This window comes from Occallatibacter riparius, assembly GCF_025264625.1.
Taxonomy (GTDB): domain Bacteria; phylum Acidobacteriota; class Terriglobia; order Terriglobales; family Acidobacteriaceae; genus Telmatobacter; species Telmatobacter riparius.
The window spans coordinates 3957824-3975686 of record NZ_CP093313.1; the positions used below are offsets into that span (position 1 = coordinate 3957824).

General features: G+C 59.7%; 16 protein-coding genes. 5 read left to right on the forward strand and 11 right to left on the reverse strand.

Going from position 1 to position 17863, the window contains the following annotated elements:
- Positions 1-33 precede the first annotated feature (33 nt).
- Positions 34-660, reverse strand: a complete 627-nt coding sequence (locus tag MOP44_RS16070; protein ID WP_260791148.1) for a hypothetical protein — start codon at positions 658-660, stop codon at positions 34-36.
- Between the two features lie 4 nt (positions 661-664).
- Positions 665-880, reverse strand: coding sequence for a hypothetical protein (locus MOP44_RS16075; protein ID WP_260791150.1), 216 nt, complete (start codon positions 878-880; stop codon positions 665-667).
- Positions 881-1267: 387 nt separating this feature from the next.
- On the opposite strand from MOP44_RS16075, the gene MOP44_RS16080 reads away from it, so the two are divergent.
- A complete protein-coding gene (locus MOP44_RS16080; RefSeq protein WP_260791151.1) occupies positions 1268-1468 on the forward strand; it encodes a hypothetical protein in 201 nt (66 codons plus the stop codon).
- Between the two features lie 123 nt (positions 1469-1591).
- Here MOP44_RS16080 and MOP44_RS16085 read toward each other — a convergent pair whose 3' ends face one another.
- From MOP44_RS16085 to aceA, 3 genes are all read right to left on the reverse strand, one after another.
- Positions 1592-2458, reverse strand: a complete 867-nt coding sequence (locus tag MOP44_RS16085; protein ID WP_260791153.1) for an SDR family NAD(P)-dependent oxidoreductase — start codon at positions 2456-2458, stop codon at positions 1592-1594.
- A gap of 213 nt (positions 2459-2671) precedes the next feature.
- Complete coding sequence (gene aceB, locus MOP44_RS16090; RefSeq protein WP_260791155.1) at positions 2672-4276, reverse strand: malate synthase A; 1605 nt, start codon at positions 4274-4276, stop codon at positions 2672-2674.
- Between the two features lie 36 nt (positions 4277-4312).
- Positions 4313-5626 (reverse strand): isocitrate lyase, encoded by a 1314-nt coding sequence (gene aceA / locus MOP44_RS16095; protein WP_260791157.1) that lies wholly within the window; start codon positions 5624-5626, stop codon positions 4313-4315.
- 252 nt (positions 5627-5878) lie between these two features.
- Between aceA and MOP44_RS16100 the strand changes: the two genes are divergently transcribed.
- The 3 genes from MOP44_RS16100 (at position 5879) to fabG (ending at position 9978) form a co-directional block, all read left to right on the forward strand.
- A complete protein-coding gene (locus MOP44_RS16100; RefSeq protein ID WP_260791159.1) occupies positions 5879-7504 on the forward strand; it encodes a tetratricopeptide repeat protein in 1626 nt (541 codons plus the stop codon).
- 479 nt (positions 7505-7983) lie between these two features.
- A complete protein-coding gene (bktB, locus tag MOP44_RS16105) occupies positions 7984-9180 on the forward strand; it encodes a beta-ketothiolase BktB (RefSeq protein WP_260791161.1) in 1197 nt (398 codons plus the stop codon).
- Between the two features lie 15 nt (positions 9181-9195).
- Positions 9196-9978, forward strand: coding sequence for a 3-oxoacyl-[acyl-carrier-protein] reductase (gene fabG / locus MOP44_RS16110; RefSeq protein WP_260791163.1), 783 nt, complete (start codon positions 9196-9198; stop codon positions 9976-9978).
- A gap of 194 nt (positions 9979-10172) precedes the next feature.
- Here fabG and MOP44_RS16115 read toward each other — a convergent pair whose 3' ends face one another.
- The 3 genes from MOP44_RS16115 to MOP44_RS16125 form a co-directional block, all read right to left on the reverse strand.
- On the reverse strand, positions 10173-11291 hold the full coding sequence (locus tag MOP44_RS16115; protein WP_260791165.1) for an alpha/beta fold hydrolase: 1119 nt from the start codon (positions 11289-11291) through the stop codon (positions 10173-10175).
- Between the two features lie 38 nt (positions 11292-11329).
- Positions 11330-11737, reverse strand: coding sequence for a hypothetical protein (locus MOP44_RS16120; protein WP_260791166.1), 408 nt, complete (start codon positions 11735-11737; stop codon positions 11330-11332).
- Positions 11738-11885: 148 nt separating this feature from the next.
- Entirely contained in the window at positions 11886-12476 is a 591-nt protein-coding gene (locus MOP44_RS16125) for a hypothetical protein (protein WP_260791168.1), read from the reverse strand.
- Between the two features lie 117 nt (positions 12477-12593).
- Here MOP44_RS16125 and MOP44_RS16130 point away from each other — a divergent pair, with 117 nt between their 5' ends.
- Entirely contained in the window at positions 12594-13190 is a 597-nt protein-coding gene (locus MOP44_RS16130) for a polyhydroxyalkanoate synthesis regulator DNA-binding domain-containing protein (RefSeq protein ID WP_260791170.1), read from the forward strand.
- A 127-nt stretch (positions 13191-13317) separates the two neighbouring features.
- On the opposite strand, the gene MOP44_RS16135 is transcribed toward MOP44_RS16130, so the two are convergent.
- The 3 genes from MOP44_RS16135 to MOP44_RS16145 all read right to left on the reverse strand — a co-directional run bounded on the left by MOP44_RS16135 (position 13318) and on the right by MOP44_RS16145 (position 17855).
- Entirely contained in the window at positions 13318-15198 is a 1881-nt protein-coding gene (locus MOP44_RS16135; protein ID WP_260791171.1) for a glycoside hydrolase family 35 protein, read from the reverse strand.
- A gap of 126 nt (positions 15199-15324) precedes the next feature.
- On the reverse strand, positions 15325-15882 hold the full coding sequence (locus MOP44_RS16140) for a porin family protein (RefSeq protein WP_260791173.1): 558 nt from the start codon (positions 15880-15882) through the stop codon (positions 15325-15327).
- Positions 15883-16010: 128 nt separating this feature from the next.
- Positions 16011-17855, reverse strand: coding sequence for a M48 family metalloprotease (locus MOP44_RS16145; RefSeq protein ID WP_260791175.1), 1845 nt, complete (start codon positions 17853-17855; stop codon positions 16011-16013).
- Positions 17856-17863: the final 8 nt, after the last annotated feature.

Sequence of the window (17863 nt, forward strand, 5' to 3'; positions counted from 1 at the left end):
CATTCAGTTTCGCGAAACTATCCAGACGCCTTCCTATGCATCTTTCCCGAACCACAGCTCAAAATGACGAGGGCGCGCCGTAGACGACGGAAGCGATACGTATTGCCCGTTGGCCTGAATGCCTGCCGCGTTCAGCGTCTGGACAATTCGCGAAAGGTCGCCTCCGTTTTCGTCCGCTCGCTGAAAATACCTTACCTGAGTGGGATTGGGGGCCTTGTTTCCGACGTACTCGATCCCGGGTACTATCAAGCCCGCTGCTCTCAAACTGGCAGCCGCCTTCTCCGCGGTCTGGCGTTGATCCTCTCTGGCTATGTGAATATAGACCCGGGCAGGAAGGCTCGACGTGTCAACAGAGGGATTCGACAGTGCCTGCTTCACCTGCTCCGGCGGAATTGCCGCGACAACGGCATTTAAATCGCTAACCCGCGTCTCAAGGCCCTGCAGTGCCGTCTTTTTCGCAGCAATATCTTTGTCTAGACCCTCGATTTGCTTATGGCGATCAGCCAGTGCCGTATCCAAAGAGCGAATTTGATAAGCGCCGTAGACGAGGGAACCTAACACCACTAGTCCGGACACCAGCGTCAGCAGGGTAGCCGTGCGGGCAGACCTCCGCGCTTCGTGAAATTCTGGGCGACTCAATTTGCTGGATAGTTCGTCCATAGAATTAGAGCTTTCCGAACACTCGATTCAAAATGTCAGTCCACATCTGCAGTAGCCGAGCCGAAGTCAGCGCAATGAGCCCGCCTGAACCGCAAACGAGCGTCACGGCAGCCGTATCCACCTTCTTGGCGACGAAGAACATATTTGCGGCCGCACCAATCAGAACCGCAAAGGTAACGGCATTCAGAGCCAGGTGCACTCCTCGCTCCAACGCAAACATCTTAAATATCTCTTTGGCTACCTCAAGACGATCACGCTCTGTAGCCTCTGTTTGAGGCGGCAATGGGTTTTGGCCTCCCATCTTTCGACCTTTCCAAAGGTTTCGGGTGTTAGGAGTATGAGACATTTTTGCAGTCTTGAAAAGACTTTCCTTATGCCTCCTCCCTCAGCCCGGGCGAGTGCGCCCGGACATTTTCGGACCGAATCAGTCCGCAAAAATGGGACGCTCCGGGCGGCTCCCACGCTGCTGCTGGAGCCGCTTCGGACTCGATTCTGTTTTGCGGCGCTTTCTTGCGATTTTTGGACCTTTGTCACCGAATTCGCGGATCAGTCTGTGCTAATCTCTGCTGACTGGGCCGATACCGGGATCACTCGCCGGAGGGCTTTTATGCAATCTCTTACGCAAACCGTTCCTACCGCACATCCTTCCGTTCCTGTACGCCTGGTACTCGAGTCGTTCGATTCGGGCGAGGAGTGCAGCTTCCAGCATTGGATGAATGTCTGGAAACTCGTTGACGAAGGGGATGAGGAATCTGAAATCGCCGAAACCCAGCTCCTGCCGGAACCAGAACCAGCCGCCTGGAACTGATCGGAGCTCCAACACCTTGGGCTAACGAATCAAGGGTCACATTTGCGACAAGCAAAAGAGGCATTCTCGCCCGAGAATGCCTCTTCGCGTTTCACTCACAACTACCCACTACCCACTACTCACTCAGAAATGCAGTCCCCCGCCGCAGATCAGCACCTCGCCCGTCACGTAGTCCGACAGCGGCGAGCAGAAGAACAGCACTGCACCAGCAGCTTCCTCCGGCGTGCCCAACCGCCCCAGCGGGCATGCGCTCTTCACCGAGTCCAGCATCGCCTGCTGTACCCCCAGTTTGATCTGGTGGCCGTGCATCTCCATCTGTGCGATATCGGCGCCAAGCGCCTGCGTCATACGTGTCTCAATCAGCCCGAACCCAACTGAATTCACATTCACGTTGTACCGGCCCCACTCCTTCGCCAGTGTCTTGGTCAGCCCAATCACGCCTGCCTTGCCGGCCGAGTAGCCCACCTGCCCTGGATTGCCGTCCGTGCCCGAGATCGAGGTGATGTTCACCACCTTGCGCATCACGCGCTGTCCCGACGCAATTTCATGCTTCGCAGCGTCGCGGATATACCCGGACGCGGCCCTCAGAATCCGGAACGGCGTCACCAGGTGAATCTCCAGCATTGCCTGGAACTGCTCGTCTGTCGTCTTCTGGATCACGTTGTCCCAGCTGTATCCGGCGTTGTTCACGATAATGTCCACTCCGCCAAACGTGCCCAGCGTTGCCTCCACCAGTTCGCCAGGCACCAGCGGATCCGTGAGATCGCCCTGGAAATGCCCCACGCGCGACGAGTCGCCCAGATCCTCCGCGGCCTGAACGAGCATCTTTTCGTCGAGGTCGCAGATCATGACGGACGCCCCGGCCGACACCAGCCGGCGTGCGATCGACTTGCCGATACCCCGACCGGCTCCTGTGACAATGGCGGTTTTGCCTTCCAGCGAGAAAGGCGCTTCAAAGGCCCGGACGGTTACGGTTTCAGTGATGCTCATGGCTCTGCGGTCCTGTTCTAAGGGAAATGTTGCAATGCAGCGCTGCAATGCTGCAATGCAGTATAACCCTCAAGATGCAGGATCGTCCCCTCGAGTTTTACGATTTCTTAACCACCGGGACCATCAGGCAGATAAAAGAACGAGGAACGGAAGGATCGCCGTATCCCTCCGTTCCGCGCCGTTCGGCCATAATGTGAGTCTATTTATATCTATTTAAACCAGATCCTCGTAAGCCATCGTGGTCAGGAACTCCCGGAACTCCCCGGTGCTCAGCTCCCGCAGCAATTCCGCCGCCCTCGCAAACTTGCTCGCCGCAAACCGTTCCGTGCCCATCGCATCCCTCGCCTGCCGCAGTACGTCCGCGAGAATCGCGTCGTGCATCTCCGCCGTGATCGTGCGGCCATCGTCGAGCTTCGCGCCATAGCGAATCCACTGCCAGATTTGCGTGCGCGAAATTTCCGCCGTCGCCGCATCTTCCATCAGGTTGTAAATCGGTACGCAGCCATTGCCCCGCAACCACGACTCCAGATACTGCAACGCAACATCAATATTGCGCCGTAGCCCCGCCTCGGTGATCTTGCCCTTCGGCATCTCCACCAGGTTCTCCGCCGTTATGCGCGATTGCGCTAACGCGGGCGGCTTAATCTGATTCTTCTCCGGCATGTACTCGTCGAACACAGCCTTCGCCACCGGCACCAGCCCCGGATGCGCCACCCACGTTCCGTCGTGCCCCGCGCGCACTTCACGCAGCTTGTCTTCGCGCACCCGCTGCATCGCCTCGTCGTTGGCCTGTGCGTCATTGCGAATCGGAATTTGCGCCGCCATTCCGCCCATCGCATGAATCCCGCGCCTGTGGCACGTGTGAATCAGCAACTCCACATACGACGCCAGAAACGGCTGCGTCATCGTCACATCGCTGCGCTGCGGCAAAACGCAATCAGCATGGTTGCGGAGCTTCTTGATGAAGCTGAAGATGTAGTCCCACCTCCCGCAGTTCAGTCCCGCCGAGTGATCGCGCAGCTCATACAGAATCTCGTCCATCTCGAACGCAGCCGAAATCGTCTCGATCAGCACTGTCCCGCGAATCGTACCAACCGGCACGCCCACATACTCCTGCGCAAACACAAACACGTCATTCCACAGCCGAGCTTCCAGATGGCTCTCCATCTTTGGCAGATAGAAGTAAGGCGCCGAGGCCCGATCGAGCAGAATCTGGTGGTTGTGAAAGAAGTACAGTCCGAAGTCGAACAGCGATGCCGACATCGGGCGCCCTTCGAGACGCATGTGCTTCTCCACCATGTGCCAGCCACGCGGCCGCACAAACAGCACCGCAGGGTCCGGCTTCAGCTCATACACCTTGCCCTCGGGCGAGGACCAGCTGATCTTCCGCCGATTCGCATCGCGCACGTTGCGTTGGCCTTCGATGCAGTTCGCCCACGTCGGAGAATTGGCATCTTCAAAATCCGCCATGAATACATTCGCGCCTGAATTCAGCGCGTTGATCACCATCTTCCGCTCGGTCGGCCCTGTAATCTCCACGCGCCGATCCAGCAGTTCATCTGGAATCCGCGCAACCTTCCAATCCGCATCGCGGATCGCCTCCGTCTCCGCGAGGAAAGAAGGGAAGCCGCCGCGGTCATAGAACGCCTGCCGCTCACGCCGCTTTTCCAGCAGCGCAACGCGCCGCGCTTCGAATCGTCTATCCAACTCGCTGAGAAAAGCTACAGCTCCGGGCGTAAGAATCTCGCGCTCCCGCTCCTCGAGCGAGAGCGCAGCTTCTGAAATTGGGGCAATCGTCGACATTCGTACGTCATCCATCCTTTGATTATCGATCCGGTTGATGAAGTGCGAAGACTACGCCGTCGCCTGCTGCTGCTGCGGAACCTCGTGATCGTACGGATCCTCGAACTGCTCTTCTTCCGTCGATCCCGGCAGCGCGCACGTCGAAATATTCCCCGACGCAATCGTCGTCGCCACCTGGTCGAAATACCCCGTCCCGACAAAGCGCTGATGCTTCACCGCGCCGTAGCCATGCTTCTCCGCCATTTCAAACTCGTGCTGTTGCACGCGTGAGTAGGCCAGCATGCCTGTTTGGCTGTACTCATGCGCCAGCTCGAACATCGATAGGTTCAACGCATGGAACCCCGCCAGCGTGACGAATTGGAACTTGTACCCCATCGCCGCGAGCTTCACCTGAAACGACGCGATCTCCGACAGCGTCAGCTTGGCGCGCCAGTTGAACGAGGGCGAGCAGTTGTACGCAAGCAGCTTGCCCGGGAACTGCGCATGAATCGCCTCAGCGAACCTGCGCGCATCTTCGAGATTGGGCTCCGACGTCTCGCACCAGATCATGTCGGCATGCGGAGCATACGCCAGCCCGCGCGCAATCGCAGCATCCAGTCCGCCGCGGAACGAATAGAAGCCCTCCACCGTGCGTTCTCCGGCGATAAACGGCCGGTCCGCCGGATCGCAATCGCTCGTGATCAACTGCGCCGCATCCGCATCTGTGCGTGCAATCAGAACCGTGGGCACATTCATCACATCCGCAGCCAGCCGCGCAGAAATGAGCTTTTGCACCGCCTCGCGCGTCGGCACCAGCACCTTGCCGCCCATGTGCCCGCACTTCTTCGCGGAAGAAAGCTGATCCTCAAAATGCACTGCGGCGGCGCCCGCCTCAATCAGCGCCTTCATCAGTTCGAATGCATTCAGCACGCCGCCAAATCCAGCTTCTGCGTCAGCCACAATAGGCAACATCCAATCGATGGACTTCTGTCCCTCGGAGTGAGCCACCTGGTCAGCGCGAATCAGCGCGCTGTTGATCGCACGCACCACCGCAGGCACACTGTTCGCTGGATACAGGCTCTGATCCGGATACATATTCCCGCTCAGATTCGCATCGGCCGCAACCTGCCATCCGCTCAGATAGATCGCCTTCAACCCGGCAGCAGCCATTTCAACAGCCTGGTTGCCTGTCAGCGCACCCAGCGCCGGCACATACGATTCGCGATGAAGCATCCGCCACAGCTTCTCGGCACCGGCGCGGGCTAGCGAGTGCTCCACATGAACAGTACCCCTCAACCGGTTCACCTGTTCGTGCGTGTAAGTGCGGGTGGTCCCATGCCAACGGGGTGAGTTCCAGCCGTTGATGCTTGTCGTATGATTCTCCATCGCTTTCCAATCCTCCATGCTGGCCGGCATTTGCCGCAGCGCAGCAATATGTGTTCGAGTAAAGCGCGAAGAAATCGGACTGGCAAGCTCCACTGATCCGATTCGGACATGTGGACAACAGTTCCCGCCTGGAGCGATAATCCCCGCTGCGAGAGTCCGACAAAGGTATGAGCCACGCCGCTCTCATACTCGACCGTCGCGCCCCTGCCCGCGCTCGACCGTTTCGGGCTAATCACCACGGAGGATGCTGCAATGCCTCTAAGCCGCCAGTTTGCCGACGATCTCGCCACCGCACTCTGCCAGCGCCGCATCAAGCAGGGAATCGCCATGCTCGATGCAGCCGAAAATGAACTGCAAAAGATCAGCCCCGACTGGCCGAATTCAGCCCGCCTTCTTCTGCTGCTCGCGCAATGGGTCGACCTCGGTTATCGCGATTACCGCTTCCTCGATAGCCTCCTCGAGCGGTTTCGCGGCAACGGCAGAGCGCGCCTCAGCGTTGCGGATTATCTTCGCCTGCGCATGGCCGAAGCCTTCACCAGTCTCGCCCGCGGCGACAGCGATGCCGCCATCGAAGCGCTGGAACTCGTCCTGCATACCCTGCACGACCTCGGCGAAGAGTCCGACTGCGCACTAGCCCACTTCTGGATCGGCCGTGCTCACCGCAAAAAGGGCGAATACGAAAAATCTCTTGAGCACATCGCCCGTGCGCGTGAAATGGCACAAGGACATAACGACAAAATGTTCACCGCCGTCGTGCAGGTTCAGGAGAGTTGGCTGCTGTTCCAAAAAGGCCTCACCCGCGAAGCCATGCAGATTCTCGCCAGCGCCGAAACTGTCCTTCGCACCACCGACCACTACGTCGCGCTGGGCAACATCGAGTCCGCGCGGGGCCGCATCGTTCGCCGCCTTGGCGAATACACGAGTGCGCTCGAGCACTTCAAGCGTGCGATGGATCTGTACGCGCGCCGCGATGCCAACCATCTCAACCTGGCCCGCGCCCTGGTCAATGCTGCGTATGTGCGCCGCCTGCTGGCCCTGCAGATTCGCAAGCGCATCGATCGCCAAGCCCAGTCCGGACGCGCCCGCGGCGCCGCTCACAAGGCCACGCCTGCTTCCACTGAGTCCCTCCGCGCTCGCTACCAGGAACTCTCTCTGCAGGCCATGGAAGACCTCAATCGCGCGCGCACCATTTACGATCTGCATCGCCACGCGGACGGCATCGGCAAGGTCACTCTCAACCTCGGCTATCTGCACCTCGACCGCGGCGACATCGATCGCGCCACCCCTGAAGCCGCCGAGGCTTATCGCATCGGCCTCCAGCAAGGCGATCACATTCTCATGGCTCGCGCCCGCATTCTCGAAACCGCCATCGAAAACGCGCACGTCGAAGAACAGACCGGCGAAGACGTTGACGTTGCCGTCCATGCCAACCGCGCGCGCGAATACAGCGACGAGGCGCTGAAGCTCGCGCACGGCACGCAGAATCTGCGCCTGCTAGCCGGAGCCTGCATCGCCCGCGGCATCACCGCAGCCAACGACTTCTTCCAGGACTGGGAAGAGGCGCGCAAATGCGCGGCCGAAGCAACGCGCCTCATCGGACCCGGCGAAAACGATCACCTGGTCGAAGATCTCTCCATGCTCAAGTCGCGCATCGTCCAGGCCTCCGGCATCAACGACACACTGCGCGGATGGTCCGAAGGCATGCTCGGCAACAAAACGTTCCAGCAAATCAGCGAGGAATTCGCCGAAATCGTCATCCCTAAAGTCTGGATTCGCGAAGGCAGAAAGATCGCGCGTGTCGCTGCCCGCCTTTCCATCTCGCCCAAAAAAGTTCGCCGCATTCTTCGCAACGCCGGCACCGTCGAGCCCGGCATGTGATCCGCCTCCCACCCCGTTATCACTTGGTTAGCAATTGAGGCCGAGTGATTAACAGGCGCGTTAACTGGGAATAATTCGGGTTGACGCGTTTCTTGAATTGGACTACTGTGACCTGTTCCGCAATGAGGCTGGTCCGCTCGCCAGCTTATTCGCATTCATGCCTACTGGAACCCTCCAGCCCTGCGTGGACGACCCCAGGCGAACGTGCGTCGGAGAGCAGGGAAGTCTGGATGTTCTTACGTTCTTTAGAGTAGTTCCCGCTGACGCTTAATCCGACCCACAAAGGGCTCTTCCAGGTCCGCGCACTTCGTGGGCCGGCGAACGTGCACCGTCTTATTGGACTCCCGCGTGGACCCCGCAGGGCAGCTCTGCGGCGGCTCCGCTTCTTCTCGGCTTCCGGCACCATATCAGGTCCAAGTCTGACGCACTCGTGGTGTGCGACAGGAGAGCTGTTGTCACACGGTCGCAGGCAGAAAGTGATGATCTCCATGGTAGAGCGCGAAATCGTTGTACTCGGCGCAGTGCGTACAGGCATCGGCAAATTCGGCGGCGGACTCAAAGACCTTCCGCCCACTGTGCTCGCCGCAAAGGTTCTTGAGGAATCCGTGAAGCGGTCCGGAGTCACTCCCGACTCAGTCGGCCACGTGGTCTTCGGCAACGTCATCCACACCGACCAGAAAGACATGTATCTGTCGCGGGTCGCCGCGGTGCGTGGCGGCCTTCCCGTCAGCACACCGGCGCTCACCCTCAACCGCCTCTGCGGCAGCGGCCTTCAGGCCATCGTCACCGCGTCTGACATCATCTATCGGGGCCAGTGCGACACCGCAGTAGCCGGCGGCGTCGAGTGCATGAGCCGCGCCCCCTACTGGATGCAATCCATGCGATGGGGCGCACGACTCAATGACGCAAGCGCCTTCGACGCCCTCGTCGGCGCCATCACTGACCCGTTCGAAAACGTCCACATGGGGATCACGGCGGAGAACATCGCGCGTCGCTTCGACGTCTCGCGTGAAGCCCAGGACTGCCTTGCCGTCGAAAGCCACAAGCGCGCAGTCGCCGCTATCCAGGCCGGCTACTTCACTGAGCAGATCGTCCCCATCGAACAGAAGGTCAAAGGCGGCGTAACCCAGTTCGCGCAAGATGAATCTCCCCGCGCCGATGCCACGCGCGAGAACCTCGCCAAGCTGAAACCGGCCTTCGCAAACGATGGCACCGTCACGCCGGGAAACGCCTCCAGCATCAATGATGGAGCGGCAGCCGTCACCCTCATGGAGCGCAATGCCGCCGCAGCCGCCGGCCTCAAACCCATGGCGCGCCTTGTCGACTACGCCGTCACCGGCGTCGCTCCAGACATCATGGGCATGGGACCCGTCACGGCGATCCGGAAAGTCATGGACCGCAGCGGCCTTTCCATCTCCGACATGGACGTGATCGAACTCAACGAAGCATTCGCCGCGCAGGCCCTCGCCGTGCAGCGCGAACTGCAGTTGCCCTTCGAGAAGGTCAACCCCAACGGCAGCGGTATCTCACTCGGTCATCCCATCGGAGCCACTGGCGCAATCATCACCGTCAAGGCTCTGCATGAGCTGCATCGCACCGGCGGAAAGTTCGCTCTCGTCAGCATGTGCATCGGCGGCGGGCAGGGAATTGCCGCCATCTTCGAAGCTCTCAACTAGGAAAGGAGGACCCCAATGGCGACCGAAGTACTCATCGAACCGAAGCTTTCATTCCATCGCCCTCTTGAACACAAGGTTGCACTCATCACCGGCTCTTCGCGCGGAATTGGCCGGGCCATTGCCAAAGAACTTGCCGAGCGTGGGGCCTCTGTTGCCATTAACTATCGCAACAACTTCAGTTGCGCGGAAGAAGTCCGCAACTCAATCCGCGAGAACGGCGGCGAGTGCGAACTGTTCCAGCACGACATCTCTGACCGGCTTCAGGCCCGCGCACTCGTGCGCGACGTGCTTGACCGCTACCAGCACGTCGACATCCTCGTTAACAACGCCGGCATCACGCGCGACAAATCCATCCGCAAGATGACCGACGAAGACTGGGCAGAAGTTATTGAGACCAACCTCAATGGCGTCTTCTACTGCACCAGCGCCGTACTGCCCAACATGATCGAGCAGAAGTACGGCCGCGTCGTGAACATCGCCTCGTTCGTCGGCCAGGCCGGAAACTTCGGACAGGCAAACTATGCCGCCAGCAAAGGCGGAATCATCGCCATGACCAAGGTGCTCGCGCTCGAGCTCGCCAGATACAACATCACCGCCAACGTCATCTCCCCGGGATTCACTGAAACCGACATGCTCGCCGGAGTGCCGCCCAACGTCCAGGATCAGATCAAGGCGCGCATTCCTATGGGCCGGTTTGGTCTGCCTGAGGAGACAGCAAAAGCCGTTGCTTTCCTCGTCTGCGACGGCGACTACATCACCGGCCAGCAGATCAACGTCAACGGCGGCATCTACATGTAAGGAGTGGAGCCGCGCAAAACTCGGCAGGCACCGGCCTTGTGAAATGGCACGACTTCAGTCGTGCCGAAAAGGCTCAAAAATGGGTGGGGCTTTAGCCTCTGAGGGATGTTTCCAACTCCTTGTGGCTCACAACAAAAGGCCCATCTCCGTCGGCGCTACTCACCCGACGAAGATGGGCCTTCCAATCTAATGTCCTACTTCGACCGCTCGCCCAGCCACGTCTCAATATGCGGCCAGGTCGTGCGGTGCGCGGCGCTGCCAGCCATGATGCCGATGTGTCCGCCATGTATCCGATAGAGCTGCTTGTCCTGGCTCGACACCTTGTGCATGATCGCTTCCGACTGGCAGGGCGGCGTAATGTGATCGCCCTCCGCAATCACCGTCAGCAGGTTCGCGTGGATCCGGCTCAAATCCACCGCCTCATTGCGGATCTTCAGCTTGTTCTGAATCAGCAAATTGTTGCGATAAAAATCCGTAATAAGCTGCCGATACGCCGCGCCCGCCATCGGAATGTTGTCGGTCACCCACGTGTTCATCGCCTGCCATGCAGTTACCGTGCGCGCATCATCCAGGTTGTCCCACAGCTTGCAGTAATTGCCCACCCAGTTCTCAACCGGTTTCAATGCCTTGGCGCCATAATCGATCATCTCGCCCGGCATATTGCCATAGGCCGCCAGCACCTTCTCCAGATCGAAGTACCGCTCGTCCGTCCACTTGGCGAAGGTTAGCCCGTTGCGATTCGTGAAGTCCAGCGGCGCCGTCAGCAGCAGCAAATTGCGCAATCCTTCATCGGGATGCATCGCAGCGTAAATCGTCGTCAGAATCGCGCCGATGCACCATCCCAGCATGCTGAATTCATTGCAGCCTGAGATCTGCTTCACCTTGCGAATCGCCCGCGGAAGGTACTCGACCGCATAGTCCTCGAGCTTCATGTTCTTGTCTTCAATGCCCGGGGTTCCCCAGTCCAGCAGGTAGACATCGTACCCGCGCCCCACCATGAATTCGACAAAGCTATTGCCCGGCCGCAGGTCCAGAATGTACGGCCGGTTCATGATCGCGAACACCAGCAGCAGCGGAACGCGATGCCGGTGTCTCATCTCGGGCGGGGAGTCGTACCGGTACAGCTTCGCCTTGTTCAGCGCCCATATCTGAGTCTTCGGGCTCTGCGCAATGGCGGCCTTGGTATTCACCACGCGGCTGAACCTTCGCATCCGTTCTTCGAACGCGGCAAGCTCAGCCATCATCGACTTCCCGCCCGTCGCTGCTTTTTCATCCGCTACGTGGCTGTCCACTAATTCGCCCGCTTTCTTCAATCCCCGAGGGGGAGCAAACGGAGCCCCGGACGACGTTCTCACTTGTGAGGTTTGCCGGCCGGCCGCTCGCGGCTATCCGTTTGCTCCGCGGGTGGCGTCGGTCGCATCTTCGCGAGCAGTTCCAGCACGCGATCGAGCTTCGCATCCAAGTCATCCACCCGTAGTTCCATGTTCGTAAAACGCTCCGCAAGCGACGCCACCTCCTGCCTCGACGGCAGGGAAAGCTGCTGCACCGCCTGCAGCATTGACTTCTCCAGTGCCTCGCGAATCGGGGTTGTCGCCGTCAAAGACCAGTCCAGCATGGCGCCCGTCGCCTTCGAATAGGCCTCCGAGTTCACCGCTTCCACCATCGTCTTTGACATGGCGTCGAGATACGCATCGCGCATCTCGCGAAACGGTTCAAAAGGATCGTACGTTGCGGCCTTCTCGTCCTTCACTTCTGCCATAGGGACACCTCAACTCACACAATTACCCATTTTCGCAGCTTGCATTGTCAGTGACGGCCGCAACAGCATCACGTTCCGTCGGCGCACACGCATCAGGCCCGGGCCGCTAGGTCCGGGCAGGCAGGTCCGGGTTTTAGCCCGGACACTCCTAATGCGTAACCAAATCCAGCATCTCCTTCTGCGCTTCCACAAACGAATCCACGCCGCGCTGGAACGATGCCACTGCCGAATCCGTCGGAACGCCGGCCGCGCCCATCTGCTGGCGCGTCGCTTCCATCACGGCCTTGGTCTGCGCAACCGTGGTCTCCACTACCTTCTTCTGCGCCGCAACCGACCGCTCCATCGCCTGGTTCGTCATATGGATCGCGGCCTCGGTCGCCTTGTTCGCCACCGACGCGCGGTCCTTCACCGACTCGATCAACGCCCGGTTCTGCTCCACCGCCAGGTCAATCGCATGCTTCTGCGTATCCGCGAAACGCTCGAACATGCTCGCAGCTACATCCAGCAACGGCAGGCGCGCGCCACCCGGCATCTTCTGCGCCATCTTCTTCCAGGTTTCGATCGTCTCTCCGTTATGCTGCACTGCAATATCGATGAACCGCTTCTGGATCTCCGCAATGCGGTCGATTCCGCGGCCGTAGAGGGTAACGAAATTGTCTCTTGCCTCGGCGGCCTCACGAACGGGCTCGCGGGCGTCTTCCACAACGGCTTCCTTGCCGGGCTTCGGCATCTGGCTCATGTGCTCCCTCCTCGTATGATTGCTCATGCTGCAAATTTTGCTGCATTGCAGCAAATCCATCCTACTCCCTTTCTTCAGCCTGTCAAGGGCCAATTGCCATAAAATGGGAAATCATCTATGGCATCCGACACCGTTCTCATCAAAAAGTACGAAAACCGCCGCCTCTACGACGCGACTAACAGCCGCTACGTCAATCTCGAAGAGGTCGCCCAGCTCGTGCAGCAGGGCTACGACGTCCAGGTTGTCGATGCCGCCTCGGGCGAGGACATCACCCGCCTCATCCTCACGCAGATCATCGCCGAAGGCGCCAAGACATCCGACTCCAATTTCCCCCTCGACATCCTTCGCCAGATGGTCATCGCCTCCGGCCGCGCCAGCCAGGAGAGCGCTGTCCGCTACACCAAGGCCATGCTCGACCTCTACCAGAGCACCTATCGCGCCATGGTCCCGACTATCAACCCATTCGATTTTCTGCAGAATCCGGTCCCGGGAGCCGCCGCCTCTGATCCCGCAGCCGCGCAACCCGCAGCCGGCAACAACAAGCCTGCAGCTTCCGCACCATCTCCTCAATCCGAAGAACTGCTTCAGCTCAAAGCGCGCCTCGCCGAGCTAGAGAAGGCCATCTCGTCCATGGGTTCGCAAAAACCTGCCCGCCCCGCGCCAAAGAAGCCTCGCAAGCCAGCTCCGAAAAAAGCTTCTTCCCGCAAGAGATAGTCCTGCTTTCGCCACCGAGGTGTCATCCCGACAGTCCGCGCGCTTTCTTCAGCGGACGGAGGGACCCGCAGTTGTCTTTGACTCGCTCGAGGTAATCCCAGTCGAAGCCGCCGCGAGTCGCTCGATGCTACTGCGCTGCAGCATTCCCCGCCTGCTTCGCAGACCACACCGGCTCCGCAACCCCGCGCAGCTTGATAGGCGCCGGCAGCTCCGCATAGTCAAATACCACCACGTCGTTCTTTCCCGCACGCAGCCACGGCGCCGGCACAAACAGCGACCGCTGCGGCCCGATATCCCACACGCGCCCCACGTTGTGCCCATTCACCCACACGAACCCCTTCGCCAGCGCACTCGTGTCGAGATATGTGTCCGCAACTTTATCGAGCGTGAACGAACCACGATGAAACCAGGGCCCCCGAGCCGCACTTCCGGTCGTCCCCCAATGCTGAATCTGATCGGAAGACCCCATCGGCAGCGAATAAATCTTCCAGCCCGTCAGCGCCCGTCCACCCAGCGTGACCGGATCAATAATCCCCGCGCGCCCATCCGTCAAACGCGCCCCAAAATTCACGCGCCCTGTATTCTCGACGAGCAGATCCAGCACGTGCTTGCCCGCCGGCACATCCAAGGCAACCGATGTCTGCTTCTTCATCCGATCCGCCGTGCCCGCGAGCTTCTGATCCACATACACCGTAGCGAAGTCCCGCACCTCGCCCAGATTCAAGTCACCCTTCGCAGGCCCCGTGATCTGCGTCCGATACAAAATGTATCCATACGTCTGGCCCACGGCCTCCATCGGCTTCGGCGCATCCGCGTCAATCGGCTTCGGCAAGTTGTCCCACAACGACGCCGACTCATTCAGCGCAAACTCCGGCACAGTCGCCATCGGCAACTCCGGCGGCAGCGGCGGAGGCGCAACGCCGGTGTGCTTCTGAATCACATCGCGAAGCAGGAAGAACTTCTTCGTCGGCCGCCCCGCCTCATCCAGCGCCGCATCGTAGTCGTAACTCGTCGTTTGCGGATAGTAGTGCCCGTTCGGCCCCGCATCGAAGTTTGCGCCATTCATGAATCCGAACGTTGTCCCGCCATGAAACATATACAGGTTGATCGAGTTCCCCTGGCTCAGAATCCAGTCGACCTCCTTCGCCTGCTGCTCCGCATCCGTGTGCGCGTGCTGCTTGTTGCCCCAGCTATCGAACCACCCATCCCAGTACTCGCCTGTCATCCGCGGCTGTCCCGGCCTGAGCTTCGCCAGTTTTGCGAAATCGTTCTGCGCCTCGCCCGGCCCGAAGTTGATCACCGCCAGCACGCCCGGCAGCGCATCGTTCGGCAACTGATCCGCGCCGTCGGATGTATACATCAGCCCCTCACCCAGCCCCGCTTTGATCAGCGTCTGGTGCACGTGCTCCATGTACATCTTGTCCTGCCCAAACGATCCATACTCATTCTCGATCTGCACCGCGATAATCGGCCCGCCGCGCGAGACCTGCAGCCCTGCGAGCTCCTTGCCCACCCGCATGAGATAGCGGTCTGCGGCTTCCAGATACTTCGCGTCAAGCGTACGCACCTTCACCGCCGGATCGGCAAACAGCCATGCCGGAAATCCACCCGCCTCCCACTCCGCGCACACATAAGGACCCGGCCGCACAATCACGTTCAGCCCCTCTTCCTGCGCCATGCGGATGAACGCCGCCACATCGAGCTGCCCGCTAAAGTCGAACACGCCAGGCTGCGGCTCATGCAGGTTCCAGAACACGTACGTCTCCACGGTGTTCAGCCCCATCGCTCGCGCCTTCTGCAAACGATCGCGCCAGTACTCGCGCGGCACCCGCGGGTAGTGAATAGCGCCGGAGATGATCTGGTAGGGCTTGCCGTCACGAACAAAGTGATCGCCTTCGATCGTCACCGGCAGAGTGCGAGGCGCCTGCGCCAACACTCCGCAATTTAACGCAACCACGCCGCTCAGCAGCGCCGTACCCATCATCGCCTTCACAAATGCAGTAGACACACGCAACCTCTCTCGCTCGGAATTCTACCCGCCGCCACGCAGACAAAGAAAAGCGCCGCACGGTCTCCCACGCAGCGCTCGACTCCAGGCTACTGATGCCTGACCACTGAAAACTGACAACCGCCCTCAGAACACCCGGTATGACATGCCCACGCTCACGCCATACGGCGACAGCGATTTATTCGGAATCCACACAGGCCAGTACTGATACTCAAAGTCCACGGGCCGCAGAGTCAGCTTGCGCGTCAGCTTGTAGTCAAACGTGCCGCCGAACGCCAGCGCCGTGAACGATCCGCTCTGGTAAGCGTCGAGTTGCGAGAAATGCATCTTCCCCAAACCCACAAGCGCCTTGCCGTAGAGCTGCCCGCGCCGTCCCACCCGGTACACCGGCACGCGCGGACCAATCAGGTAGTTGTCCTGCGTCTCGCCGAAGTATCCATTCCAGCGCATCCAGCGTCCCTCTGCTTCCAACTGGACCCAGTGGCTGAAGTGGACGTCGACGTACGCTCCGCCGCCAATCACAGGTTGATTCCAATCGCCGGGCATGAAGCCGCTGGCCATGCCGCCCGCGTTGATGTAGAGGCCGCCACCGTCCATTGCTTCCACGGCCTGCGCGCTGACAGATCGCTGTCCCGCGATCGAAAGCACAAAAAGAATGAAAACCAGAATCACAGATCTATTCATGGGCAAAGCCTTCTACAAAGCGAAATTGGTGCAAGGACATGTAGTTCTTTGGATGGTCGATCTGCTAAACGAAGATGGCCGGGAGGGGCACTCCCGGCCATTCTACCGAACCGCTAGGCCTTGGATTGTTACTGCGGCGTAGCGGGCTGTTGTTGTTGCTGCTGCTGAGCCGAGGTATCGCCCGCCGCCGGCTGCGCTGCAGCAGGAGGCGGCGTAGACGTCCCAGTCGGGTTCTGATTCGGATCCCCGCCAGGTTGCGCTCCCGGGCTTGCCGAATTCGGCGCCACATTCGACGCGTTGTAACGCTGCAGCTTGAAGTACACAGGCGTCACCTCAAGCGGCATCTTGTCGCGCGGATTCATTGGAGCGTAACGCTTCGCATTCAGCATGTGCACGCGATCGTCCCACGGGTCGGTCTTCAACCAGCTTCCCAGCGGGAGCGCCGGAACCTGTGCCAGGTCGTCCCAGTTGATCTTCGGCGACTGGTGCGACAGATCGCTCATCCACGGCGTGCCGTCCGCACGTAGGAGGCTGTCGCCCAGCTTCGGAGTATTCAGGTTCTTCAGCACCTTGCCGCGATCCTGAAGCTGCGTCCAGAAAAGCCCGGCCTGGGGCAATTGATCCTTGTACATCGACGCCTGCAGATACTGCATTGCCCGCTTCTGCGCATCGTCGTTGTCATGATCGGTGTGATACATGTTGATGCGCTGGAACGTCGACTCATCGGGGAAGAGAAGCCGATCGTTGAACGCGTAGCGCGTATCGATGTGATGCCCCATCACGATGTGCGCCAGCTCCATCGCTATAACTGAAGCAATCGTGGCCTCATTCGGCATCGAGTCGACCAGGCCCTTGCTCACAATGATCGTGTTGCCCACCGTCGTCATTTCAATCGTGCTGGTCAGCATCACGCGGCAGCGCACCGGAGTGGTGAACGCCAGATTGTTCGGAACCGCCAGGTTCGTCACAATCTGCTCCAGCACCGTCTGCTCGTAGCCGCCCTGCGTCGGCGGAGCCAGCAGGCCTGCTTCAGTCAGACGATCGAGCACGTTGTTCTCGGCCTGCAGAACCCACTCGCGCTGCGCCTGCAGTGGGCTCACATCCTGCGAGTCCTCGCTCTTATCCTCGGCCTCGTCCACCTTCACGCTGACATTCTCGCTGTCGCGCGTAGGCAGCTTCAGGCTGTAGCCCCAGAAGTGCGTCTGCGCCTTCAGGCCAACACCCTTTTCGCCTTCCGTGCGCTGCGACTCTTCCACGTACACGGCCACCGGCAGCCAGATGCCCGGCTGCACATTCATGCGCCAGCTATCGAAGTGGAAGTAGTACTTCGAGGAATCCTCATTGGTCGGTGGCGTGAACGTGCCGTTGAAGCGGACAATGTTTGCGTCCTCATCCTCAATCCACACGCGCCCGTAGAAGCGCCCCTGCCCATTGGTCTTCGGATGAACGTCGAACACCCAGGTCCGCACCGTTCCCAGAAACTCGCGCCTCACATAGCTGAACTGGTAGTGGTTCTGGTCGAATGAGCTCGGATCCAGGAACATCATCTCCGTGAATCCCAGCGGATTGTAGGTGAACTTCGTGTCCAGCCCCAGCGCCTTCGTGAGGCCTGAAATCGAGCCAACCGAGTTCTTGAACCAGCCGCCCTTTTTCTTGTTCTCGCGGGGCTCGTAAGCGCGGTCAAAAAATCCCTTTCCGAAATCAACCCGGCTCAGCATGTACGTGTCGGAGATAGGAACCTGGTAGAGCTTCTGGTCCGGCTTCGTGTCCTGGATGTAAGTCTCCACCAGCGGCGTGCGCTGCTGGATCGCCTTGATCAGAACTTTCTCGCGCTCAACCGACCTCTGGACCAGCGCCGCCTGTTCTGGCGTGAGCTGGTGAGCCATCTCATATTTCGGCTGCTTTTTCGCGAACGCTAAAGGAATGCAAAGCGCTGAAATCAGCAGGCAAAAGGGGATCTTCCTATACGTCATTTCATGCT